This window comes from Salinibacter altiplanensis (assembly GCF_002894645.1).
GTDB classification, from domain to species: domain Bacteria; phylum Bacteroidota; class Rhodothermia; order Rhodothermales; family Salinibacteraceae; genus Salinibacter; species Salinibacter altiplanensis.
In genome coordinates, this window is the sequence record NZ_NCQY01000009.1 from 507,615 (window position 1) to 529,969 (window position 22,355).

At 60.8% G+C, this 22,355-nt stretch carries 19 protein-coding genes; 17 read left to right on the top strand and 2 right to left on the bottom strand.

Going from position 1 to position 22,355, the window contains the following annotated elements:
* The first annotated feature begins 27 nt into the window (after positions 1-27).
* The 13 genes from B7R93_RS05325 (at position 28) to B7R93_RS05375 (ending at position 17,420) form a co-directional block, all read left to right on the top strand.
* Positions 28-315, top strand: a complete 288-nt coding sequence (locus B7R93_RS05325) for a PqqD family peptide modification chaperone (protein WP_103019769.1) — start codon at positions 28-30, stop codon at positions 313-315.
* Between the two features lie 58 nt (positions 316-373).
* The gene (locus tag B7R93_RS15200) at positions 374-1,288 is read left to right on the top strand and encodes a phosphoenolpyruvate carboxykinase (ATP) (RefSeq protein ID WP_157942201.1); all 915 of its coding nucleotides are present in this window, start codon (positions 374-376) and stop codon (positions 1,286-1,288) included.
* Complete coding sequence (locus tag B7R93_RS05330) at positions 1,288-3,366, top strand: lasso peptide isopeptide bond-forming cyclase (RefSeq protein ID WP_103019770.1); 2,079 nt, start codon at positions 1,288-1,290, stop codon at positions 3,364-3,366. The genes B7R93_RS15200 and B7R93_RS05330 overlap by 1 nt, the downstream gene beginning before the upstream one ends.
* Positions 3,367-3,948: 582 nt before the next feature.
* Positions 3,949-4,467 carry a DUF192 domain-containing protein gene (locus tag B7R93_RS05335; protein WP_103019771.1) on the top strand — a complete coding sequence of 173 codons (519 nt, stop codon included), beginning with the start codon at positions 3,949-3,951 and terminating at the stop codon, positions 4,465-4,467.
* Between the two features lie 142 nt (positions 4,468-4,609).
* Positions 4,610-6,529 (top strand): ATP-binding cassette domain-containing protein, encoded by a 1,920-nt coding sequence (locus B7R93_RS05340; protein WP_103019772.1) that lies wholly within the window; start codon positions 4,610-4,612, stop codon positions 6,527-6,529.
* A 51-nt stretch (positions 6,530-6,580) separates the two neighbouring features.
* Positions 6,581-6,874: a PqqD family protein gene (locus tag B7R93_RS05345; RefSeq protein WP_103019773.1), complete on the top strand. Its 294-nt coding sequence runs from the start codon at positions 6,581-6,583 to the stop codon at positions 6,872-6,874.
* A gap of 62 nt (positions 6,875-6,936) precedes the next feature.
* The gene (asnB, locus tag B7R93_RS05350) at positions 6,937-8,865 is read left to right on the top strand and encodes an asparagine synthase (glutamine-hydrolyzing) (RefSeq protein WP_103019774.1); all 1,929 of its coding nucleotides are present in this window, start codon (positions 6,937-6,939) and stop codon (positions 8,863-8,865) included.
* Between the two features lie 825 nt (positions 8,866-9,690).
* Positions 9,691-10,254 carry a hypothetical protein gene (locus B7R93_RS05355; RefSeq protein WP_103019775.1) on the top strand — a complete coding sequence of 188 codons (564 nt, stop codon included), beginning with the start codon at positions 9,691-9,693 and terminating at the stop codon, positions 10,252-10,254.
* A gap of 161 nt (positions 10,255-10,415) precedes the next feature.
* On the top strand, positions 10,416-10,880 hold the full coding sequence (locus B7R93_RS05360) for a lasso peptide biosynthesis B2 protein (protein ID WP_232798048.1): 465 nt from the start codon (positions 10,416-10,418) through the stop codon (positions 10,878-10,880).
* Positions 10,881-11,158: 278 nt separating this feature from the next.
* Positions 11,159-12,751, top strand: coding sequence for a PKD domain-containing protein (locus B7R93_RS05365; protein WP_198598586.1), 1,593 nt, complete (start codon positions 11,159-11,161; stop codon positions 12,749-12,751).
* 375 nt (positions 12,752-13,126) lie between these two features.
* Complete coding sequence (locus tag B7R93_RS05370; protein WP_157942202.1) at positions 13,127-15,154, top strand: FlgD immunoglobulin-like domain containing protein; 2,028 nt, start codon at positions 13,127-13,129, stop codon at positions 15,152-15,154.
* Positions 15,155-15,230: 76 nt separating this feature from the next.
* On the top strand, positions 15,231-15,395 hold the full coding sequence (locus B7R93_RS15205; RefSeq protein ID WP_157942203.1) for a hypothetical protein: 165 nt from the start codon (positions 15,231-15,233) through the stop codon (positions 15,393-15,395).
* A gap of 36 nt (positions 15,396-15,431) precedes the next feature.
* The gene (locus tag B7R93_RS05375; protein WP_103019778.1) at positions 15,432-17,420 is read left to right on the top strand and encodes a T9SS type A sorting domain-containing protein; all 1,989 of its coding nucleotides are present in this window, start codon (positions 15,432-15,434) and stop codon (positions 17,418-17,420) included.
* Between the two features lie 28 nt (positions 17,421-17,448).
* Here B7R93_RS05375 and B7R93_RS05380 read toward each other — a convergent pair whose 3' ends face one another.
* Entirely contained in the window at positions 17,449-18,462 is a 1,014-nt protein-coding gene (locus B7R93_RS05380) for a hypothetical protein (RefSeq protein ID WP_103019779.1), read from the bottom strand.
* 96 nt (positions 18,463-18,558) lie between these two features.
* On the opposite strand from B7R93_RS05380, the gene B7R93_RS05385 reads away from it, so the two are divergent.
* Positions 18,559-18,846: a PqqD family protein gene (locus tag B7R93_RS05385; RefSeq protein WP_103019780.1), complete on the top strand. Its 288-nt coding sequence runs from the start codon at positions 18,559-18,561 to the stop codon at positions 18,844-18,846.
* Positions 18,847-18,855: 9 nt separating this feature from the next.
* Here B7R93_RS05385 and B7R93_RS05390 read toward each other — a convergent pair whose 3' ends face one another.
* Positions 18,856-19,077, bottom strand: a complete 222-nt coding sequence (locus B7R93_RS05390; protein WP_232798050.1) for a hypothetical protein — start codon at positions 19,075-19,077, stop codon at positions 18,856-18,858.
* Between the two features lie 464 nt (positions 19,078-19,541).
* Between B7R93_RS05390 and B7R93_RS05395 the strand changes: the two genes are divergently transcribed.
* From B7R93_RS05395 to B7R93_RS05405, 3 genes are all read left to right on the top strand, one after another.
* Positions 19,542-20,276 carry a hypothetical protein gene (locus B7R93_RS05395; protein ID WP_103019781.1) on the top strand — a complete coding sequence of 245 codons (735 nt, stop codon included), beginning with the start codon at positions 19,542-19,544 and terminating at the stop codon, positions 20,274-20,276.
* A gap of 608 nt (positions 20,277-20,884) precedes the next feature.
* A complete protein-coding gene (locus B7R93_RS05400; protein ID WP_103019782.1) occupies positions 20,885-21,214 on the top strand; it encodes a DUF6364 family protein in 330 nt (109 codons plus the stop codon).
* Positions 21,215-21,436: 222 nt separating this feature from the next.
* Positions 21,437-21,847 carry a type II toxin-antitoxin system VapC family toxin gene (locus B7R93_RS05405; RefSeq protein ID WP_103019783.1) on the top strand — a complete coding sequence of 137 codons (411 nt, stop codon included), beginning with the start codon at positions 21,437-21,439 and terminating at the stop codon, positions 21,845-21,847.
* Positions 21,848-22,355: the final 508 nt, after the last annotated feature.

The following is a 22,355-nucleotide window of genomic DNA, read 5'->3' on the forward strand; positions in this document are numbered from 1 at the left end:
TCTTTGCTTCACAAATTGTACACACTCATGGAGAGCACGACACTGACCGAGTCGTCCATCGTCGTCGCGGCGGAGCACCTCACCTCCACCGAGGTAGATGGAGAAAGCGTCATACTCGACCTTGAAGGGGGCATCTATTACGGACTCAATCCGACTGGAGCTCGGATCTGGAGTGAGATTCAAGAGCCAGTGACAGTTCAGGAGATCGTCTCGGCAATTACCTCTGAATATGACGTGAGAGAAGAAAAGTGTCTGGAAGATATCACCTCTCTGCTCACTGATTTGCGAAAAAATGAACTTATTAAAATTAATTGAAATTAGAAAGAATTATTCATTTTTTAATTCTTATGTATGAACATCTAAATGATACATTATGTGTAGCAAAAGGCACAATTTTTACCTATCCAATGGTCTTACCATAAGATCAAACCTAGCTCTACCGGAACTACATGAGCATGTAGAAACAGAGAACCCAGACATAAAGGTAAAGGTTAAAAAAGGAAAGGACTACGTAGAACTAAGTAAAAAGGAAAGTTTAGAGGCCCAACGTGAAGAAAAAAAGTTAATATATGCTGTACCGGATGTAGCTTATATAAGAGTCAAAAATGGAAAAAGTATAGATGTATACCCCAGAAAAGAAGCCGAAGAAAAAGTATTAAGACTTTTCGTACTAGGAATTGCCTATGGTGCACTTCTCCACCAAAGAGGAAACCTTGTTCTTCACTCCAGCGCTATATCGACATCTGATAGAGCATGTCTATTCATGGGAGAGAAAGGGGCTGGAAAATCAACAACAGCCTCCATTTTTGTTAGAAGTGGATATTCCCTTCTGTCAGACGACTTAGTCGCTATCAAGGACGGCATTTCACCTACTGTACAACCAACCACGAGACACCTTAAGCTATGGGATGACGTAAATTCTATTGCGGAAGACATATCGGATAGGTGCTACCAGTCTCACCCCGATGTAAAAAAATTTACTTCTCTTTTGAAAGGCAAAAATAACTCGTATAACTTCAATATTTGTTCTTCTTTTGTTCTAGAAAAGAGTAGGTCGCTGAGAATACGCCGGCTACGCCCATCGGAGTCCTTTCAAGAAATAATAAGGCATTCTTACATTTCTCCAAAAGTTATGGAATGCAAAAAAAGAAAGACAGAGCACTTCAGAATATCAGCCAACTTTGTGGAATCAGTTCCTATGTATAAGCTTTATCGCCCCAACGACTTTTCAAAGTCATCTGCTCTGGTCAAGCTAGTCGAAAGTACCCTAAATGGCAAGAAATTATAATGAGCGGAATTGCTGGAATTGTAAGCCTGGGGGGGCGAGGGTCTGTTCGCCGAGACATAGAGACTATGATTCAGGGAATCCGTCACAGGGGTCCCGATGCCCATGGTAGCTGGGTCAACTCGAAAGAGACGGTTGGTTTGGGACATTCGCTACTGGAAACAACTCCACAAGCAGAACTCGAAGACCAGCCCTGGCGCGGTAGGAACAAGAGAGTATATCTCGTGGCTGATGCTCGACTTGATAACCGAGACAAGCTGACCCAAATACTGGACTGTAAAAACCGCCGTATCTCATCCGTCACCGACCCCGAAATTATTACCCTTTCGTACCTCAAATGGGGAAGAGATTGTGTAAATTACCTGATTGGCGATTTTTCGTTCTCGGTGTGGGATGAGTCCAATCACTCATTTTTCTGTGCCCGAGACCCCATGGGCGTGAAGCCGTTTTATTACGCGAAAACCAGTTCTTCATTTGCATTTGCATCGGAATCTCGCCCGATTCTTTCTCTTCCTTTTGTAACAGACAGCATCAATGAGAAGCATGTAATTACATTTCTTTCTGGGGGATACGGGTCCCGCGCAGAAACGTCCTTTAAAGAGATTCAGAAGCTAAAACCGGGACACACACTACATGTAACACATGAGCTATCAATGACCTCCAGAAGATACTGGAACCCGGCAGACCATATTGAGAGGGCAGATCGTTGGAATGATCATGAATACGAGCAAGGATTCAAAGACGTATTGAATGAAGCTGTACAGGCACACCTCCGAAGTAATACCGGAGTTGGAATTCGACTCAGCGGTGGGATGGACTCTTCATCAATTGCGTCGCTCGCGAATGCCTCTAGTCCTGGCTCCTCTTCTTCAATCTATACCTTTTCCGGCATCTTTCCCTCGCTTCCTGAAGAAAAGAAGCACCGAGTCGACGAGCAAAAGTACATCGATGCCGTCCTAAAAGGAGCTCAATTTAAGTCTTTCTTCATTGATGCCTCCAAGTTGAGTCCTTTTCTCGGACTGGATGAAATGGTTGAGATGCGCGGGGAGCCATTCAATTTACATGCCCATTATCTGCTATACAAAACCCTGGGCATAGCTCAGCAACACAACGTTCGGAACCTTCTGGACGGCTCAGAAGGGGATGCGGTCGTTGGATATGGACATGACTTCTTCATTGAGTTGGCTCGGGCTGGCGAATGGGAGAGATTCACCGAGCTCGCTGTTCGGTACTCCGAAAACTGTCGTCAGGCAGGTAGACATTATCCACCCGAGAAAGCGTTTTGGGACCACGGACTTGAGCCGCTTCTGGAGTATCTTCGTTCAGGACAACCGGGCAAATATTATGGAAATGTCTGCCGTGTCACAGATCTCTTCGACATACCCCTTTCAAAAGTCCTAAAACGATCTATGTACTGGGTCTGGCCCAGCCAGTGGAGAAAGCGAATAGATCGTTTTCGAGGAAAGAGTGCTCTCGATGTCATTTCAAGCCAAAAGCTGCGTAGACTCGGTGTTGATGGAGAAGAAAATCGTACGTCGACCGCTCCCACACACGTTCGGCACGCGCGCACCTTGCAGAAAAGTGCTGTGCTCACGAGTGCAATGGAGGCAGTAGATCCGATTTTTGCGGCTCACCATGCCGAAGCACGACATCCTTTCTTCGATCGCCGAGTTATCGAATACTGTCTTTCACTCCCTGCCGAACAGCGCATGAAGGGAGGATGGAGCCGCAGCATTTTGCGCAGGGCATTACGCGATGTGCTTCCGGATAAGGTGCAAAATCGCCTGGGAAAGGCGATGCTCGGGATTAATATCAAGCACAACTTACTTCATCACGAACAGAACAGGCTCTCTGAATTGGCTCGGGATGAGATACTTCAACCATTTGTAGACCGAGACGTAGTCGAAGGCCTCTTGAATCGATTTCAGGAGTCGCCCTCCAAACCATACTCATACGCTGTTGGACCTCTGCTGAGGGTCGCTGTTCTTGCGATTTGGCTCCGAAAAAGGAGGAATGGGAAGCTTGAAGGACCTTTGGAAACAACTCATGCTCCAAAAGAGAAAGAGGAGCAAAACCAATAGTGCTTGATAGTCTGCCTGAGTTACCCTCCTTTTAAGGTTGAGGAGTTCATTACTCACAAGATCGTACTTTCTTTCATCAAACCTCTAGTATCATGAACCAGAAAGCTTGGAAGTCTCCAGAGTTAGTCGAACTTGACACCGTCGTCAATGCTACGGCTCAGAATGACAAAGTTGGGAGTGTATCTGACAGTGTTACTCCCACTTCGGGCCTTGATGGAGAAATTCAGCCTGATCAGTGATGAGGTCGCCACAGTCCGCTCGTGAGTGGACTGCTCCATTGAGACAGAGTGAAGGGGAGGTCTCCTGGAGCAGTGTTTAGCTTGCTCAGGTGACCTCCCCTTTTTCTGTGTTGCGTGCAGCAACTGGCTTTACGGCCGCAGCCTCTCGGTGCAGTATCAAAGCATACCTGTCCTGGGAGCCGTCAGGGGATGCACTCAAACTGAAAGAGATCTGAACACTGCTGGTACCCAACGAGCAAGTCTGGTGAGATCTCTTGCCGAGGTAGAAAAGGCGTCTGTCGGCCCAACGGGGCCGTAGAGGTGACCTTCAACCCGTTTCGTAAAGCTACTCTCTTTTTCGTGCATGAACGGTTTCACTACTTACCTTGCAGCTGCGTTTGTTCTTCTACTCCTGATCGCCGTCATTATTGTAGTTCGATCGGGACATCTTGGGAAAAGCAGTTTCATAGACCAACTTACCTACGAATGGAAAACAGTAGAGTTGGTCGATGCGTCCGGCAAGCGACTTGCCGAGGTCGATGCTAGAATTGCCAACACGCCAAAAAAACAGTACATTGGCCTTTCTAGAACGAAATTCCTTGGTTCTCGGGAAGGAATGCTCTTTATTCACGACTCAATGGATACACAGGTGTACGTCATGCGCCAAATGGACTTCCCCCTCGATATCCTCTTCATTGCACCAGATGGCGGGATCACGACGATTCACCAAGCAGAGTGCTCTTCTGGGGAACCCCCCGACTCTGATCTTCCACGCTTCCATGGGGAGGGGAAATACGTTTTAGAACTCTCGCTGGGAACCGCCAGCGAAGTTGGGCTTGATGAGACAGGACGGGTCGTCATTCCTGACTCGACTGAATCTTGAATCGAAACGGTTTCTCAACTCCGGTCAGCGAGTCCTTCCGACGGAAGAAGTTTTTGTACTCTTCTTCTTCCCTTTGGGTAATCCGGGAAAATAATTGTCGTTTTCACGGCAAACAGCTCCAGCTCCACGTACAACGGACGAGATGACTGACCGAAGCCTACCGACTTCCAACCAAGGTATCCAAAATGTCAGGCGTTTGCTGGCGTACGTACCTCGTGCATTGGAGCTCGTCTGGCAAGCGTCTTCCCGCTGGATGATCGGATGGGGACTTCTCTTGATGATTCAAGGGCTTCTCCCGGGTGCTAGCGTCTACTTAACCAAGTGGGTGCTGGACGGAGCATCCGAGGCAGTCGGAAATGGTCTAGCATGGACAAACGTCCAACTCATCGCCGTTCCGGGCGGCCTCATGGCACTCGTTTTGCTCCTCCAGCAGGTCACTCAATCCGCCAAGGGTTGGATTCAGACCGCCCAGTCCGAACACGTTGAAGACTACATTCAGAAACGTATTCATGATCAGGCAGGCCGTCTCGATCTCGCCTTCTACGAGTCATCCGACTATTACGACACCCTTCACCAAGCTAGCACGCGGGCCAGCAGCAAGTCTCTGGAAGTGCTTCAGCAGCTGGGAAGCCTTCTGCAAAATGGTATTACCCTGGGTACGATCGTCATACTACTAGTTCCGTACGGGCTTTGGATTCCACTAGTGCTCATCCTAAGTACGCTGCCGGCGCTCTACGTGGTGGTTAAGCACAACCAGAAGTACCACGACTGGTGGGAGAAACGCACTATGGAGCAGCGACAGGCCCGGTACTACGACATGATGCTGACATACGACTTCGCGGCTCAGGAAATTCGAGCGTTCGATTTGGGAGACTACTTTGCCGAGGCGTACAGCGACCTACGGGAGTGGCTCCGCCGTGAGCATATTGATTTAGAAAAAAACAAAAGTTTGGGCACTATCGGGGCCGGGCTGACGGCCCTTGCCGTCATGGGAGCCGTCATGGGAATTATGGTATGGCGAGCCATGCGTGGATTCGCGACGATCGGAGATCTGGGACTCTTTTACCGGTCGTTTCGAGAGGGGCAAGGCCTGATGCGGAATCTGCTCCAAAACGCAGGGAAGCTCTACACGAACGCCATGTTTCTTGAGCACCTCTTCGACTTCTTATCATTAGAGCCGACGATTCAAGATCCAGCTGATCCACGTGAGGGACGCTCCATTCCCAAGAAAAAAATCAAATTCAACAACGTCTCTTTCCGGTACCCAGACACAGATTTCTATGTGCTAGAAGACTTTTCTCTTTCCCTGTCTGCTCAAAGGGTTACCGCTGTCGTTGGCGAAAATGGAGCCGGCAAGACGACATTGTCGAAGCTCCTCGGGCGCCTCTATGATCCACAGGACGGACAGGTGCTCATTGATGGAGTTGACATCCGAGAGTATCGAATTAAAGACTTACGCAAGCAGATCACGACGTTGTTTCAGCAGCCGATGCGCTATCAGGCAACGGTGGCCCAGAACATTCGGTTCGGCGATGTGGACCGCGAGAAAAATAGAGAAGCGCTGGAGGAAGCCGCCCGCCAGGCGATGATCCACGAGACCATCCAGAATCTCCCAGACGGATACGACACCCAGCTCGGCCACTGGTTCGCAGGGGGGACGGACCTGAGCGGCGGGCAGTGGCAGCGCATCGCCCTGGCGCGAGCGTACTACCGCGACGCCCCCCTCGTCATTCTCGACGAGCCGACCAGCGCGATGGACTCCTGGGCGGAGAACGAGTGGCTCCAAAGCTTCGGGCGCCTCGTGGACGAGGGCCGGACCGCCTTCATCATCACCCACCGCTTCACGACCGCCATGCACGCAGACGTGATCCACGTCATGGACGACGGCGAGATCATCGAGTCGGGCACGCACGAAGAGCTCGTGGACCAGGACGGGCACTACGCAACCTCCTGGCGGAACCAGGTAGAGCATGGATGGCGGGCCTCGGCCGATCCGGACCCGGAAAACGCACCCGTCTCTCCACCGGTCTCGTCGGGCAACGGCAACCCCCTACAGTCCTGACGATCACTTTCCTGGTTGACCTCCCGAACACCCCCCTGACATCAACCTGACATGGCCTCCCTCGAGGACTCCATCACGGCGACAGATTCGTTTGCAAGCGCCGAGGTAGACGACGAGCGCATTCTGTTGGACCCCGAAACGGGAACCTACTACGGCCTGAATCCGGTCGGCGACCACGTGCTCCGTATGGTGGAGAGGGCGGACGCGGAACGCGTGTCGATCCGCAGCGTCGTCGATGCTCTGCACGATGCCTTCCCGGACGAGGACTACGACCGCCTCTCGGAGGACGTGTTGAAATTCGTCGATGAGATGGAAGACTTTGACCTTCTTCTCGTGCACGATTGACCCTTGCACCCGGCAATTGGGCAGAACGGCGACGTTCATAGTTTCATCCTCCCTCGTTTTGCATGAGCGGCATCGCCGGCCTCTACCACACGGACGGGCGCCCCGCAGACCGGCACGTCCTTCGTCGCCTTCTCGACGCCCAGTCGCATCGGGGGCCGGACGGCGAGGGCCGTTGGGACGGCTCCTCCATTTCCCTTGGCCACCTTGCGCTGGACACGACCCCCGAGGCACGCTGCGAAGATCAACCCCTGACGCACAGCGGCGACGACCTCGTGCTGACGGCCGACGCCCGCATTGACAACCGCGACGAGCTGACCTCGAGGTTGGAACGCGGGCGCGACGACGGTCCTCCGGCAACGGACGCGGAGCTGATCCTGCGTGCCTATCGTCGGTGGGGCGACGAGTCTCCCGAGCACCTCCGAGGCGCGTTTGCCTTTGCCATCTGGGACGCCTCTCGGAATCGGCTCTTCTGCGCACGGGACCGGATGGGGCTGCGGCCGCTTCACTACTGCTGGTCTGAGCCACACTTCGTGTTCGGCTCCGAAATCAACACCGTCCTCGCCCACCCGGCGGTGTCCCGCGAGATCAACGAGACGCGCGTTGCCGATTTTCTGGCCCGGATCCACCTGAGCAAAGAGTATACGTTCTACGAGGACATTTCGCGACTGCCTCCAGGGCACCACGCCGTAATCAATCGTGCCGGGATGCACACCAGCGCGTACTGGACGCTCACGCTTCCCGACGAGCGGAAGCTCGGCTCCGACGAGGCGTACGGCGAGGCGTTTCGGGAGGTGTTCGCGGGCGCGATAAAGGATCGGCTGCGGGCGGACGGAGATGCAGGGACGTTCTTGAGTGGGGGCCTCGACTCCTCCTCCATCACCGCCATGGCCCACAAGATCTCGTCGGGCCCCCTCCACACGTTCTCGGTCACCCACGAACAGATCCCAGAGGTGGACGAGAGTGCGTACATTCGGGCCGTCCTCGATCGGGGCGACTACCGGCCTCACCTCGTCGCCGGGGGCAACCACGACCTCCTGGCGGACTTCCCGGGCCACCTCGCCTCTCAGAACAAGGCCCCCCTGGCCCACACGCCCTCCCTGATGCAGCTCCTGCACGAAGCCGTACACGATGCGGGGCTCAACGTCGTGCTCGACGGCCACGGGGGAGACGAGGTCACCTCCCACGGGCACGGCTATCCCCGCGAGTTGGCCCGCAACCGTCGGTGGGGGGCACTGATCCAAGATCTGCGGGGCAGCCTCCAGAACAAAGACCCATCCTGGCCAGGGGCATTTGCCGCGTACTGGCTCCGCTATGGGCGACTGCCGAATCGGATTGGAACGGGGCTGCTCCGCCTGCTCCAATCGGTCGGGCTGTCCGTTGGGAAGCGGGAGCCGCCGCGGCTGATAAGCGCGGACCTGGCCCGCCGCACACAGATGGCCGACCGACGGCGTCGCCACCGCAGGCAGGCCCCCGCGGCCGCCCCGACGGAACGCCAGTGTCATTTTCGCCAGGTATCGGGCACGATGCAGCCGGGCGCCTTGGAAGAGCTCAACCAAATGGCCAGTCTGCGGTCGGTGGAGCCGCGATTCCCCTTCTGGGACCCGCGTGTCGTGGAGTTCTGTCTCTCTCTTCCCTCAGACGTGAAGCGGACGCGGGGGATCGGGCGGCAGATCCTGCGGTCCGGACTTCGGACAGTGCTTCCCGAGCGGATTCGGGCCCGCACGGACAAGTCCGAGTTTCGTCCCAGCGTGATTCAGGCCCTCACCCGTTCCTCCCTCGACGTGCAGACCGTCATCGAGGGAATGGAAGACGCGCTCGCTCCGTATGTGGACATGAACGTCGCTCGCTCCACAACGGATCGGTTCGCCCAGGACCCATCAGGGGCATCGCCGGCAGATGTCGTTTCAGTCTTACAGCTCCTCCGTTTAGGATTCTTCAGGATTAAAAGCAGAAATCCAAAAGATTATCAGGAGCCTCAGACAGCTTCGTAGCATAGAGCAATCACACACGTTTCAGAAAACCCAAACCAAGCGAAAAAGTATGGAATACGTGCCCCCCACAGTAACAAGGTATGGGAATGTAGACGAGATGACCAAAGCGTCAGGACACGGGTATGACCTAGACATTTTTATACATGTGAGTAGGGGACACATAGAAGATATTGATGCTTCTTGGGGGAACCACGACCCTTCCGGCTGTTAGCCCTGCGCGGGTCCGGAAGAACACGGCTCTGGACGGGCGTACGCGACGCGAACGCTGCGGGGAGAACAGTTGCAAACAGAAATAGGGTAGGCTCTCAAATCTGGAAGAGCGATGTTTCTTTTCGCGGAAAACGTACCACCGGGCAATCCCGGAGGAATTTCCCTGCCGTCTTGGGACATCCTTCTGAAAACTCAACGTTGAACTTCACTGTGCACGAAGTTTCTCGACATACATTCGATTATCGTGTTCATGGATTGCGTTTGAGATCAGGCTTTCGGCTTGGCCGGATCAACCCCCTGACGTCTTGTTCCCAATTCGGGCTGTCAGACGCGACCTATCTTAGAAGCGAACCGATAGAGGCGACTGAGAGTGAGACAACACGAATCGATGTTTCCGAAGGAAAAGTTCGAATTCGTTCTCAATTTGGCAGCATCGCAGTTAAACGAAATGAGGTAAAACTGCACCCAGTCCGAGAAAGTGGGGCTAAATCTCTGTTCTCCTACTACGCCGTATACATTCTCGGATTTCTACTCTATCACCGAGACTACTTGACCCTGCATGCAAGTGCCGTGGAGGTGGACGGGGGAACAGTTGCATTTGTCGGGCCCAAGGGTATGGGCAAGTCGACCACGGCCTCGATGTTCTACGAACGGGGGCACAAGCTTCTCTCCGACGACCTCATTGCGTGCCGGCCGTCTTCGACGGACGCCCCGCCGCGCGTCGCCCCCGGATTCCCGTGGATGAAGCTGGGCGAGTACTCGCTCGGCGAGGTCTTCGAGCGCAGCGGCGACGGGCTGGAGCGGTCGGTGCCGAACTCCTCGAAGCGAATAGTGCCTACCCACGAGCGCCAGCCGGATTCTCCCCTGCCCCTGCGACACATTTACGTGCTCGGCTACCACGACGACAATCAAGGCCCGCAGGAGGTGAAGATCGAACGGGTTGGGGCCAAGCAAGCGTGCCTGGTCCTGCTCTCCAACGCGTTCGTGCAGATGTTTCTGGAGGAGGCGGGCGCGGACCCGGAGCACCTCGACCGGTGTGCGGCATTGGCCCGGCGGGTCCCCGTGTCCGTGCTCGTCCGCCCACAGTCGAGGGATGCCCTTCCCTCCATCTACGAGGCCGTCCTTCGGGACACTGAGTCCACGCGCTCCTCGAATGCCCCTGGGAACGTTTCACAGTAAGGAACCGATGGGAAAAGACCCTTCGCCCTTGCCTAGCGGTTCCGCCACACGCGGAGATTGTCCTGACCGGCTTGGCCCCATCGTCACCACGAGCCGCGCTTCGTCCCTCAGCAGACCTCGATGCCTTCTCAGCTTGCCCCGGACGCCCCGTGAACGTCATCGTGCGCACGTTTCGAAAGTTGTGGCAGCACCCCTGGCAAAACTGGGGACTGCTCCTACACGCCGCGGCGTTGACGGTCGGCATCCGGACGGGTCTCGCCGCGGCCTCCCTGAGCCACATGACTCGGGGGCTGCGGCGCGTGGCGACAGGCCTTCCCCAGACGCGAGACGCTACGCCCCGGTACCGCAGGCGCGCCGCCTGGGCGGCCCACGCGGTGGGACGGCGCCTTCTCCCCGAGCGGCCCTGCCTCACGCAGGCCCTCGTCCTGCAATACCTGCTGCTCCGCCGTGGGGACGACGCAGCCGAGCTCCACATCGGCGTCACGAAGGATGAGGACGACACGCTTCAGGCCCACGCATGGGTCGAGCGCAAGGGACACGTTTTGATTGGAGGGATGGACGCGCCCGGGACCTACGAGCGCTTCGAGGACCTTGGGGAGAAGATGGAGGCCGCAAACGCCCCCTAAAGCCGCTCTCCAAGACCGGTGGAGTAGATGCTATTCTCGACGCCAGGGCGTGCATCCTCCCCAACGGAGTCTGTTGGGGAAGCCCTTCCATTCGTTCTCCTTCACCGATCCAAAGGCGTACGACGGAGATCGAGACGGGCGTCACCTTATCGAGGGCCCCCGCTCGAACAGCAATTGCCGCCTTTCACGTCAACAATCGTTCGGTTCCCCTCCACATCACTCCAGGGAGGATGCAGCTGTCCATCTCACATGGCTTCCGACCGCCGTCCCTCATGCCCATGTCGTTGACTGTCGCTTGTTGGTCGCTCCTTGGCCGCGCAGGCCGTGCCGTCCGTGGATCCCTCTTTTTCGGGGCAATTGTCTTTGCCGTCCTGCTTGGCATTGCGGCCGCGTGCCCCGTCCAGGCCCAAAGCACACGGGCCGGGGACACGTTCTACGTGAAACTCGGCGGCGGGCTCTCCGACTACGCCGGCGGGAACGACGGGTCTTTAGGCCTCGACCGGACGACCGAGCTACGAGAATTTTTTGACACCCGCAAGTTTACCGACCGCGACGCGTTTCCGTACGTGCTCGTCGGCGAGCTGGGCTACCAGTTCTCGCCGGGGCTCGGAATGGGGCTGGGCTACCAGTTCGGACAGTATCCCTTTGTCGACGGGGTGCCCTTTACCACCACCCCGGGCACACAGGGCGAGGGCGGGGACCTCGGCCAGACGCGACACACAGTGCAGGTGCTTGCCCGATACACAGTTAGGGCGGCCGAGTGGACGCTCAGTCCGTACGTCGACGCGGGACTCAACGTGTCGTTGGGGGGATTCTCGACGGGGATCGGCCCTCTCGTGGGGGTCGGGGTGGACGCCTCTGTGACCGACCGCACGTCGCTGTTTCTTGAGGGCCGTCTCAACTTTACGTTCGAAGACGAGGCCGTCGACGGCATCACCACCGCAACCCGCGCGGATGCGCTCAGCGCCCTGCCGGCCATCGGGCTCAAGTATACGTTCGACCGGCCCGCGGTGCCGCCCCGCATTCTGGCACTGGACGGCCCGGTCGACGTGGTGGCCGGCGAGTCGGCGGCCTTCTCGGCCCGGGTCAATGAGGAGGAGGCGACGGCGCCCCTGACGTACGAGTGGGCATTTGGCGATGGGCGCTCCGCCTCTGGGCTCACGCCGTCCCACGTCTACAACGAGCGCGGCACCTACACCGTCGCCTTCACGGCCCGCAACGAGGCGGGAACGGCCCGCGACTCTCTTTCGGTGAACGTCCTGCTTCCCCCCCGCATCGTGTCCCTCGACGCCGCCCCCCGTCCGACCTCGGAGGGCGAGCCGGTGCGCTTCAGCAGCGAGGTGGACGGCGCCCGGCCGATTGAACGGCGGTGGACCTTCGGGGACGGCACCACCGGCACGGGGCGCTCTCCCACTCACACCTACGACGAGCCGGGCGAGTACACGGTCCGCCTCCTCGCTGCCAACGAGGACGGGAAGGCCACGGACTCGCTGGCCCTGCAGGTGGAGCGGACCCTCCCGGCGCTCTGCCAGACGGTGGAGGAGTTCAACACTGTGTACTTTGCCCTGGGGGCGAGTCAGCTCAGCCCCGAGGCAGAGCAGAAGCTACAGGAAAACGCGGAGGTGCTCCGCACATGCCCGAACCTGTCGGTCCGCGTGGAGGGCTTCGCGTCCCCGGACGAGCAGACCCCGCAGGCGCTCTCGGAGGCACGGGCCCAGGCAGTCGCCGCCTTCTACGAAGAAGGCGACATTGCCCCCGATCGGGTCACGACGAGCGGCGAGGGGGCCGTTGGCGATCCGGTCGGCAAGAAGGGCGCCGGCGACCAGAACCGCCGGGCCGACTCCCTGCCGCAGCGCGATGACGACCAGTAGCCGCGCGAACAACGGTTGTCCTGCCCCCGTCGGCAGGACGACCGCCTCATTTCTCCGGGGGGCCGTCGTTTTCGCCGGACTCGTGCTCCGCTCCGTCGGAGTGCATTTTCGGCTCTCAAAGACCAACCCGCGCACCTGGAGCCCTCCACTCTGCTCATTGGGAACGGGCCACAGGAGCAGTAGAGGCAAGCCAAAATTTTTACGAAGCCTAGCGGAGCCCTATCATTTTTGTATTGCAAAATAATCAAACGATAAGAACTTTTCATTTCGAAATACCGCCGTCGACAGGAATTCGGGCCCGGCGTGCTCTTCTGCCTGGTCGATTCCGCGCAGCTTTCTTCTTCGGACTTTCTGTCTCCTCGACCCGACGAGACCATGAGGCGACCACACCCCACGAGACGTGCGCTTTCCCTTGCGCTGCTCTTCGCCCTCTTTCCCTTCGCGGCCTCGGCCCAGACGCCCAACGCCTGGGTCAACGAGCTTCACTACGACAATGTCGGGGGCGATGCCGACGAGTTCGTTGAGGTCATCATTGAGGACGCCGGCAGCGTCGACCTCCGCCGATTCCAGGTGCTTCACTACAACGGCGCGGACGGCGACCCCGACGCCGCGGCGCCGGTCGCCCTCAATGAGTTCACGGCGGGCGCGGCCGTCGGCGGCTTTTCTCTATATTCGTACAACTACACGGACAATGGGGAGACGCTTCAAAACGGCACGGAGGCCCTCGCGCTCTGCTTCGACAGCAATGACGACGGCACGTTTGATGCGCTACTGGCCAGCGGCGGCACCGATCAGTTTTTGAGCTACGAGGGCACGCTGACCGGGACGACCGGGGCCGGATGTGCGGGCGGCGAGACGAGCACTCAGATTGGGGCCGACGAGTCTCCCCCGTCTCCCGTCGGAGAGTCCGTACAGCTGGAGGGATCCGGCACCTCGTACAGCGACTTCGCCTGGACGGGCCCTCTTCCGAGCACGCCGGGGGCCGTAAACACGGGACAAACCCTGGGCGGCGGCCCCATTACCGTCGACGACGACGGCCCGGCCGACTACGCGTCCATCCAGGCGGCCATCGACGCGGCGGATGCGGGGGCGACCATCGAGGTACGGGACGGCCTGTACGCCGAAGACCTCACCGTGGACAAGACGCTCACGCTCGAAGGCGCAAACGCAGCCCTTCCCAGCGGGGCCCCTCGCGGGGACGAGGCCACCATCGAGGGACAAGTGATCGTTTCCGCCAGTGAGGTGGTCGTCAACGGGTTCAAGATGACCGGCGGCACGCCCTCGGCGAATCCCAACGCCACCGTCGGCCTCTTCCTACAACCCGGAACGAGCGGACACACGATTGCAAACAACGAGCTCACCGGCCCGGGCGCCGGCGGGGAGGTGCGGGGCCTCGTGACGAGTACCGGGCCCGTGACCGACGTCACGATCCGCCACAACGGGGTGTCCGGGTGGACCTCCGGCCTCTTTCTGAACCCGGGAGCGGAAGCCTTCAGTATCGAAGGCAACGAGATCCGCGACAACACCACGGGCATCGAGGCCAGCGACGTGGGGCCGGACGTGACGGCCGCGCAGAACTGCATCACCGGCAATGCCACTGCGGGCATTGAGGCATCTGGGGGGCACATTCTCACCGCCACCAGCAACTACTGGGGGGCCGCCAGTGGGCCGGGCGGCACCTATCCTGGCAGTGGCGACGCGGTGCTTGGCCCCGTCACGGTCGACTTCAGCCCCGAGCCGGTGGCGGCCTGCCCGAGCGGCGACCCGACGCCCGACTGTGAGGCCACCACGCTGAGCGAATCCGTCACTCCGCCCGAGGGCAGGGATCCCGGCGTGGTAACCGCCACCTTTGCCAACGCAGACGGCCTCGAGGAGATCGAGTATACGAGGCTGGACAACTTCACCGTCACCGGCGAACCGGACGGCTTTACACGGAACGGGGACACGTGGACGGCGGACGACCCCCAGGATCCGCCCACGACAGCCGGGTTCGACCTGACCCAGGCCACCATCGGGGACCCGTCGACGTACTTTGCCATCGCCGCCAGCACGTGCCCCACTCAGGACGACGGGCAGCTGGAGGTGAACTTCGACCCCATCCACGAGCTCTCTCCCGAGGCGCCCGCCGCCATGCAGTTCGCGGGCAACGCCCCCAATCCGTTCGGCGACCGGACGACCATCGAGTTCGCCCTGCCCAGGCCGACGACCGTCACCCTCACGGTGTACGATACGATGGGCCGGCGCGTGGCGACGCTCGCGGACGGGGCCCAGCGGGCCGGAACCCACCGGATTGACTGGGACGGCCGCACCGGCACCGGGCACGCCCTGGCGAGCGGCGTCTACCTGCTGCGTCTCACGACGGACAAGCAGACCTTCACTAGGCGGATGACCCTCATTCGCTGACCGCCGCGTGCAGGTCCCGCCTTCACGCCACTCGACGTTGTACATCTTGTTCTCTGCAAACACCGCCCAACCTGTCATGAGCGCCCCCCCGTCTTCCTCCGACCCCGACGCCAATCCCTCTTCCGAGTCTTCCAACCCCGACACGTCCCGGACGCCGTTCGTCGAGCCGGAGCTGCGACGCGAGACGGACCTGATCCGTGGGACGGGCGACCGTCACCACTTCGAATCGACGGCCAGTTGACCACCGGCGATGCTTTCGCTCCCTTGCCCTTTCGTTATGCGGTGCACGACACTTCTTCTGGTCTTCAGCCTCTTCTGCGGGGCCGCCTCGGCGCAGAACGACTTCGTCGTAGAGCAGTCGGCCCCGGCCCCCGGCACGGCCGACAGGTCCCTCACCGATACGGTGGCGTTTTCGTTCAGCAAGGAAGTGGACGTGAGCACCGACTGGGACTCGCGGTTTGTGGAGATGCCCGGTGGGGCGCTGTCGATCAACGGGGTGTCCCTCTGTCTCAACTTTCAGGGCGAGTGCGGTGGGGGAAACGACGTCCCCCGGCACGTCCGCTTTCGGGTCACCCACCAGCCGGACACCGACTACACATGGCTGGTGTACGCGGTCCAGAGCGCGGCGGGCCCATCAATGACGGCCCCCTACGCCCTGCGCTACACGACCGCCTCGACAATTGGTCAGGGCGCAGTCACCGGCTCCGTCGACGCGCCCGTGCCCAGTCAGACCACCCTCGCCTCCAAGACAGCGTCGGATGTGCGCCCGGCCCTTCGCACCCTGGCCGAGGGCCTGCGACACCGCGACCGGGGCCGCCCCATGTTCGATTCGCGGGATCCCCACCCCGACTCCGTCGGCCCGGACGAGGGGCCATCTTCTTCTGCTCGCGTCCGCACCCTGGGCCCCAAAGACGCCGGGCAGGGCCCGTTCACCCAGATCCTCCTGCTCGACGAGTTCTCGGTGGACGAGACCGACTGGACCGTCCAGGGGGCCGACGTACTGTTCGGATCGTCCGGGGCCTACGCCGTCGAGTCCGTGCGCCCAGGCGCCTACGTACCGGTCGCGGTGCGCTATACCGACGGCACGAACACCACCATCGACGCGCTCGGCTTCCACGACCCCGATGAGGACGGGACGCCCGACGCAGTGGACGTCGACGGGGGCGAGCTCACCGGCATCGATTTGCAGCTGTTTTCGTTTCCGCGCACCACCGCCCGCGCCGAGTCGACCCTCCCCGTCGCCCAAGACTCGGCGGCCCACTACGCCTCGGACCAGGAGCTCCGGTGGCTGCAGGCCGGGGGGGGCCTGCGCCCCGACGGCGCCGCCCACGCGTGGACGTACCGGTTCTACTCGCCGTCGAAGGACCTGAAGACGGAGGTGACGGTCACCCCGCTGGACGTGACGGTGGATACCACCTCCGGGCCCGGCCTCCTGGCGGCGATGAGCCCCATTCCCAGTGGCTTTATCGACAGCGACGAGGCACTTCAGATTGCCCTGGGCGCCGGGGGCCAGGCATTCGCCGACTCGTACGCCCCGGACAACCTGACGACGCTCCTCTCCGGGGGACATCTCTTCTGGACGAACCCGCCGATGCCGGGCGAAGAGTTCTGGCACGCCCGGCTGATCGGGCGCACGAGCTCCACCACCGAAACGTTCGAGCGCCACATCGACCTCGAAACCGGCGACGTGTTGCCGGTCGAGCTGACCCGCCTCGCGGCCTCGACGACCGATGACGCCGTGCATCTCCACTGGCACACGGCCAGCGAGACCCACAACGCGGGCTTCGAGGTGCAGCATGCCCCCGGCGACTCGACCGTGGCGGCCGACTGGGAGGCGCTCGGTTTCGTGGAGGGGGCCGGGACGACGCAACGACCGCAGACCTACCGGTTTCGGGCGACGGACCTGCGCCCCGGCGCGCACCGCTTTCGCCTGGAGCAGCAGGACCTGGACGGCACCAAGACTCGCTCTCGGGTCCTCACCGCGACCCTTGGGAGGGACAGCCCCCTTCGCCTCACGCGGCCCGCTCCGAACCCCGCGCGCCAGTCCGCAACCCTGCGCTTCGGGGCTCAGGACGCCTCGTCGGTGACCCTGACGGTGTACGACGTGCTCGGCCGGAAGGTCGCGACGCTCTACGACGGCCCGCCGCCGAAGGGCCGGCTGGAGGCCGTTCGCCTGGACGCAGGCCGGTGGCCAAGCGGAACGTACTTCGTGCGCCTCGCCACCCCGCACCGCACCGCCACCCGAACGCTGACGGTCGCCCGCTAGCGCAATCGTCGGGGCCGCATCGCCGGATTTATACGGCGTCGGGCGTGCTCTCCTTCATCAGTGGCGCCAGCAGCTCATGAACCCTTCCGGGGTCCTCAAGAACATCGTGGCCTGCCCGGAACCGATAGGCCCGCGTCTGCTCCACCAGCCGGCGGAGCACGGTGAGGTGACGATCGGCGATGCGGGGCGTGGGCGACAGGAAGAAGGCCCCCTGCGCGAGGAGCTGGTCGAGCGCCGGCTTGGGGCCTATGGACTCGACGTGGCTGTCCGGCCCGCCATCAATCTCAGGCAGCACCAGCAGACGGGGCGTGCACGCGGGACGAGAGGGGCCGAGGGAAATTTGCTCCGCGTCAACCGCCCACTTGGCCGAATTGCTCAGGGACGCCGGCCAGTCCGGCCCCATAAGCTCGGGGAAGTGCTCCATTGCCTCCGGCCCCACGCACACGGGACCCCGAAACGAGTGTGCCACCGCCCGCCCCTCTTCTTCTCGGAGCAGCACCGTGTCGTCGGACACGTGTGCCCATCCGTTCCGCAGCAGGCTCAGCGCAACAGTGGTCTTCCCCTGCCCGCTCCGGGCCGGACACAAGAGGCCGCGTCCGTCGTGGGCCAGCGCCGCGGCGTGCAATGGAAACCAGCCCCGGTGCCGACACAAGAGGCCAAGGCTGAGCACCACGAGGTGAAACAGCGGATCCCGCGCTTTTTGCGTCCGGGCGTCGAGCAGCGCCGGCCGAACCGTCCCGTCGGCCCGGCCGGTCTCGAGACGCACCGCGACCGTGGCGTCCTCGTGGCGCAGGACCATGTGCTCCGGGGCGTTCCAGACCTCGATCCCGCAGCGTGCGCTTGTGCCCACGTGCCGGGCCGCCCTGGGCCGGTCGAGGGGCGGCCGGCCGACACAGAACGACAGCGTGAGGTCGGCGGGCTCGTCGGCCGAGTGGGGCTCCGCCCCCTTGTAGCGCAGGGTGCGGCGAAGCAGGTTCTGAATCCCGGCGTCATCGCTTGCGGCCCGGAGACGGAGTCCATGCAGGCGGTAGGAGAGCGACATGGTCCTTCACACTGGCTGTCGCGGGATGTGGAAGCGGGCCCCAGTGCATTTCAGGCCACGTGATCGACCACTTTTTTATAACCACAAAACAAAGACATGGATTCGTACCGTTCCCGCCCTGACGTCGTGTCCACCAAGATCGACGAGAAGACGTCGGTACTGCTCCACCTGGAGGCGCAGCAGTACTACTCCCTCAACGAAACCGGCACCCGCATCTGGGACCTCCTCACGCGGGGCCACGACGCCCAGGCCATCGCCGTCGCCATGACGGAGGACTGGGACGTGTCCCGGGGCAAAGCACTGCGCTCCGTGCGGGCATTTCTCCAGACGCTACGCGAGGCGAATCTCGTGGAAACCACAAGCGATGGCACCGCCGGGTCATAGAGAGGATTTTTATTCCGCCTGGGTGACCGCCGTTAGGTTGTCCTCAGGCTCGCGGTCGATGAGCAGCGTGAAGGGACCCACACCGGCCCGGGCGGGCTTCCCGTCGACCGTCACGGGGATGTCCTGCGTCCCGCTCGTGAGCCTGCGTGTCTTTCGGCAGAGCGTCCGCTGGTCCCCGGCGCCCACGTCGCTCTCCTCGGCGAAGACGCCAATCTCGACCGGGAGATCCATCGGCGCCTCCGTAGGGACGGTTCATTTCGATCGGACTCAGTTGTATCAGGCATTCGCCCCGGGCCTGTCTGGGCCGTTCGTCCACGGAGCCCCCCGTAGAGCCGGTATCGTCGGCAACTCATCGACTGCCCTCACCGATCCACCGAGCGGGCCGAACCGGTCGCCACAAGAAAGGCATTGTTTTTTCTGGCAACGCAGGCCGGGCCACCTGTCGGCAGGACCGGCCTCAAAGCATCGGCGGGTCGCAGATTCCCGTCGCACTACTTCGGCAGTCATGCTGCCTCAGCACGTGCGCACAGGACACACAAACAGGACAGAGACGCACAGTCATGCTTCAGGATCGCTCCCCGACCAGCGGGGCTTCTCCAGGCAGAATTTCTACAGGTCCTCTCCTAACCGCTACGGCGTTTCTAGTGGTGCTCGGCTCGCTTTTGATCGCGAGCCCCGCCGCTGGACAGGGCAACATGGGCACACCCGGGTCCGAGGCCCCAGCCTCCAAAGACGCCAGCCCCGGCATCGACGCGCAGGCCAGCCTCCAGGTCATCGGGGCGGTCCCCCGAGGCGGCCTCCGGGACAATATCAGCTTCGGGGGCGGCCTGCAGGGCTTCATTGGCGGCTGGGTCGGCCAGGGCCCGCTCATGCTGGGCCTGGACGTCGCCTTCCTCGGCTACGGCCACACGACCGACCAGGTGCCCTTCAGCTCCACGGTCGGGCCGCGGGTGCCGGTGGAGGTTTCCACCAGCAACAACGTGCTGGAAACGCACCTGTCGGCCCGGCTTCAGCACCGAAGCGGCCGTTTTCGCCCGTACGCCGAGGGACTGGTCGGCTTCAAGTACCTCTTCACCCGCACCCAGATCGGGGACGGGGATTTCGGGGACGGGCCTGGACGGGACCTCAAAGACGAGATCGCCAGCTCGACCAACTACGACGACTTTGCCCTCAGCGGCGGGGCCGGGGCCGGCGTCGACGTCCGGGTCTTTCGGCAGGAAGAGGCGGCGAAGACGGTGCAGGCGGTGAGCCTGCGCCTGGGCGCGCAGTACCTGCTGGGGACGGAGGCGGAGTACCTCGCCGAGGGGACGCTGGCCGACGAGGACGGGAGCGGCCAGCTCGAAGCCGACGAGCTGGACGTGCGACGCTCGCGGACGACGTTCCTGCAGCCGCAGTTCGGCGTCACCCTCCGGCTGGGCGGCACCGATTAGCGGACGGGCGACGGCCCTGGTCTTCCGACGAGCATATCGTCACGACTGTGATTTCCAGCTATGCGCTCTGCTTCTCACGTTCATGCTATTTTACTGAGCATCACTGCGCTTCTGCCCGCGATGGCTGCTGGCGCCCCGCGGGTCTGCAGCCAGCCCGGAACGGGTCTTACCCGAGGCCCGGCCTGGAGGCAACCGGCAATCGGTACACCCAAAACGTGATCTATCGCCCTTCCGAAGCGGGCTTCCGGATGTGGAATGGGGACCGGTTCGATCTTATCTTTCAAAAGGACACCCGAAATGAAGCGCGGCATATGAGGGAAGCTCTACGATCGACGTGGCCCCGTGTCGGTTCTCTCGTCGGGCCAGTGACTTCCGGTTTCGAAACGCCGATCATCCTCACCGACTACAGCGACCTTGCGACCGGGTCTGGAAGAGCACGGCGTCGGCCTTGGCCTGCGCCTGCCTGTTGCCGTAAAAGATGTCTCCTCAGAAGGTACCTCCTTGGAGGGTGACTGCGGGGTCTCTGCTGGAACGTTCTGAACTTTTTTACAGTGTACGCCATTTGAGCTTGTTTCTTGACGTGCTTTCCGGAAGCAGGTCCCACTCCCATGAAATCTAAGCTTACGCTCCGCCTCGACGAGGACCTAAAAGAGCGCACCAAACGGCTCGCCGACAGGCGGGGGACCTCCGTCTCGAAAATCGTCGAGCACTACTTCAAGCTTCTTCTTCGGGAGGACACTTCCGACACCTCCGGCGAGGATGCCTCCTCGAACGGAGGGCCCACGAATGGAGACCAGTTAGGGGCTGCTGCGGAGGAGACGACCCTTTCCCCGCGAATCCAGAAGCTCAAAGAGAAGCTTGGAAAGCCGGCTCCGGAGATCGACATGGACGGGGACACCCGGCGCTGGGTCGAGGCCGCCGCCGAGAAGCACGCGTAGGTAACCTGGCGGTCTACACCTGGCGGGCTGCATGCTCTGATTGGCGCACCCCCACTTCTCCGTATCTGCGGTCGTGTTGCTGGGCCGAGTTGCGTTGCCGGGCCGATGAGACCTTGTGGCCCTTACTCTCCGTGCTCCTTGTGCAGTGCCTCTGTTTTCGCTTTTCTCAACGCGGTTTTCCCTCCCCACACGGTTCTCTGCCCCCAGCGGGCAGTTTCCTCGATGCGAGTTCTGTTCGATACCAATATCATCATCGACGGAGCCGTCCCGGGGCGCTCCTACCACGAGGAGGCTCTCCAGCTTCTCTCCTACACGAACCGCGGCGCGATCACCGGCCTGGTTGCCCCAGTCTCCTTCTCTACATGCTGGTACGTGGCGACGACCCATCACGACGTAGATCCTCGGCCCCTCTTCGAAACGGTGGAAACGGTCTTTGAGCTCGCGCCGATCAGCAGGGCGGCTCTGCGCGAGGCCCTTCAGGCCAAAGGCCAGGCGGACTTCGAGGACGCCTATCTCGCCGGGGCCGGAGCCGAAGCAGGAGCAGACATTGTCGTGACCCGAAACGGGCAGGACTGCGCGGGCGGCCCACTGACTCCATACTGCCCAGAGGCCCTTCTGCGGATGCTACAGTAGTGAGCGCTCCGGGAGCTCACATCGTTACGCTTCACCCTCTTTTAGGTGAGCCCGGCCTTACCGCTGATCTCGCAGGATGGAGAAGGAGCAGGGAAGACAGCAGATGAGACTGGCTTTCTGTCGGAGTAGACCAGTTTCCCGTGCCTGCCTGAACCCAGTCTTGTTTCAGGGCATGCCTTCGCCAAAGGTTTCCAAGCACTTTCTCCCTGGGGGGTAGCCCTTCTTCAATGATCGTCTCTCTTTGGCAATCATTTCTTTTCGGCAATTGCCTCCCGGGCCATGCTCTCTCCAGAAGACAGAAATGATTCTGGCGAAGATGCCCCCAACAGGAGCGACTCCGACAGGGACACTTCCGGGGAAGACGCCTCCAGCGGTGGAGATAGCAGCTCCACCGGGAATGCCCAAGCCATCGAGCGCGTAAACTGTGGACACAGGTTCACGGGCAACTTCTGCCCGGGGTGCGGGCAGGAAGCTGATCTGTCGGTCTCGGTGATTGGGGTGATCGGGA

Excerpts from the sequence above, each read along its gene's own strand:
- B7R93_RS05380 (WP_103019779.1), bottom strand. The coding sequence starts at position 18,462 with ATGTCGCTCTCCTACCGCCTGCATGGACTCCGTCTCCGGGCCGCAAGC.
- B7R93_RS05375 (WP_103019778.1), top strand. The coding sequence starts at position 15,432 with ATGCGGTGCACGACACTTCTTCTGGTCTTCAGCCTCTTCTGCGGGGCC.
- B7R93_RS05365 (WP_198598586.1), top strand. The coding sequence starts at position 11,159 with ATGTCGTTGACTGTCGCTTGTTGGTCGCTCCTTGGCCGCGCAGGCCGT.
- B7R93_RS05395 (WP_103019781.1), top strand. The coding sequence starts at position 19,542 with ATGGGCACACCCGGGTCCGAGGCCCCAGCCTCCAAAGACGCCAGCCCC.
- B7R93_RS05370 (WP_157942202.1), top strand. The coding sequence starts at position 13,127 with ATGAGGCGACCACACCCCACGAGACGTGCGCTTTCCCTTGCGCTGCTC.
- B7R93_RS05355 (WP_103019775.1), top strand. The coding sequence starts at position 9,691 with ATGGGCAAGTCGACCACGGCCTCGATGTTCTACGAACGGGGGCACAAG.
- B7R93_RS05345 (WP_103019773.1), top strand. The coding sequence starts at position 6,581 with ATGGCCTCCCTCGAGGACTCCATCACGGCGACAGATTCGTTTGCAAGC.
- B7R93_RS05385 (WP_103019780.1), top strand. The coding sequence starts at position 18,559 with ATGGATTCGTACCGTTCCCGCCCTGACGTCGTGTCCACCAAGATCGAC.
- B7R93_RS05400 (WP_103019782.1), top strand. The coding sequence starts at position 20,885 with ATGAAATCTAAGCTTACGCTCCGCCTCGACGAGGACCTAAAAGAGCGC.
- asnB (WP_103019774.1), top strand. The coding sequence starts at position 6,937 with ATGAGCGGCATCGCCGGCCTCTACCACACGGACGGGCGCCCCGCAGAC.
- B7R93_RS15205 (WP_157942203.1), top strand. The coding sequence starts at position 15,231 with ATGAGCGCCCCCCCGTCTTCCTCCGACCCCGACGCCAATCCCTCTTCC.
- B7R93_RS15200 (WP_157942201.1), top strand. The coding sequence starts at position 374 with ATGTGTAGCAAAAGGCACAATTTTTACCTATCCAATGGTCTTACCATA.
- B7R93_RS05330 (WP_103019770.1), top strand. The coding sequence starts at position 1,288 with ATGAGCGGAATTGCTGGAATTGTAAGCCTGGGGGGGCGAGGGTCTGTT.
- B7R93_RS05335 (WP_103019771.1), top strand. The coding sequence starts at position 3,949 with ATGAACGGTTTCACTACTTACCTTGCAGCTGCGTTTGTTCTTCTACTC.
- B7R93_RS05340 (WP_103019772.1), top strand. The coding sequence starts at position 4,610 with ATGACTGACCGAAGCCTACCGACTTCCAACCAAGGTATCCAAAATGTC.
- B7R93_RS05405 (WP_103019783.1), top strand. The coding sequence starts at position 21,437 with ATGCGAGTTCTGTTCGATACCAATATCATCATCGACGGAGCCGTCCCG.
- B7R93_RS05325 (WP_103019769.1), top strand. The coding sequence starts at position 28 with ATGGAGAGCACGACACTGACCGAGTCGTCCATCGTCGTCGCGGCGGAG.
- B7R93_RS05390 (WP_232798050.1), bottom strand. The coding sequence starts at position 19,077 with ATGGATCTCCCGGTCGAGATTGGCGTCTTCGCCGAGGAGAGCGACGTG.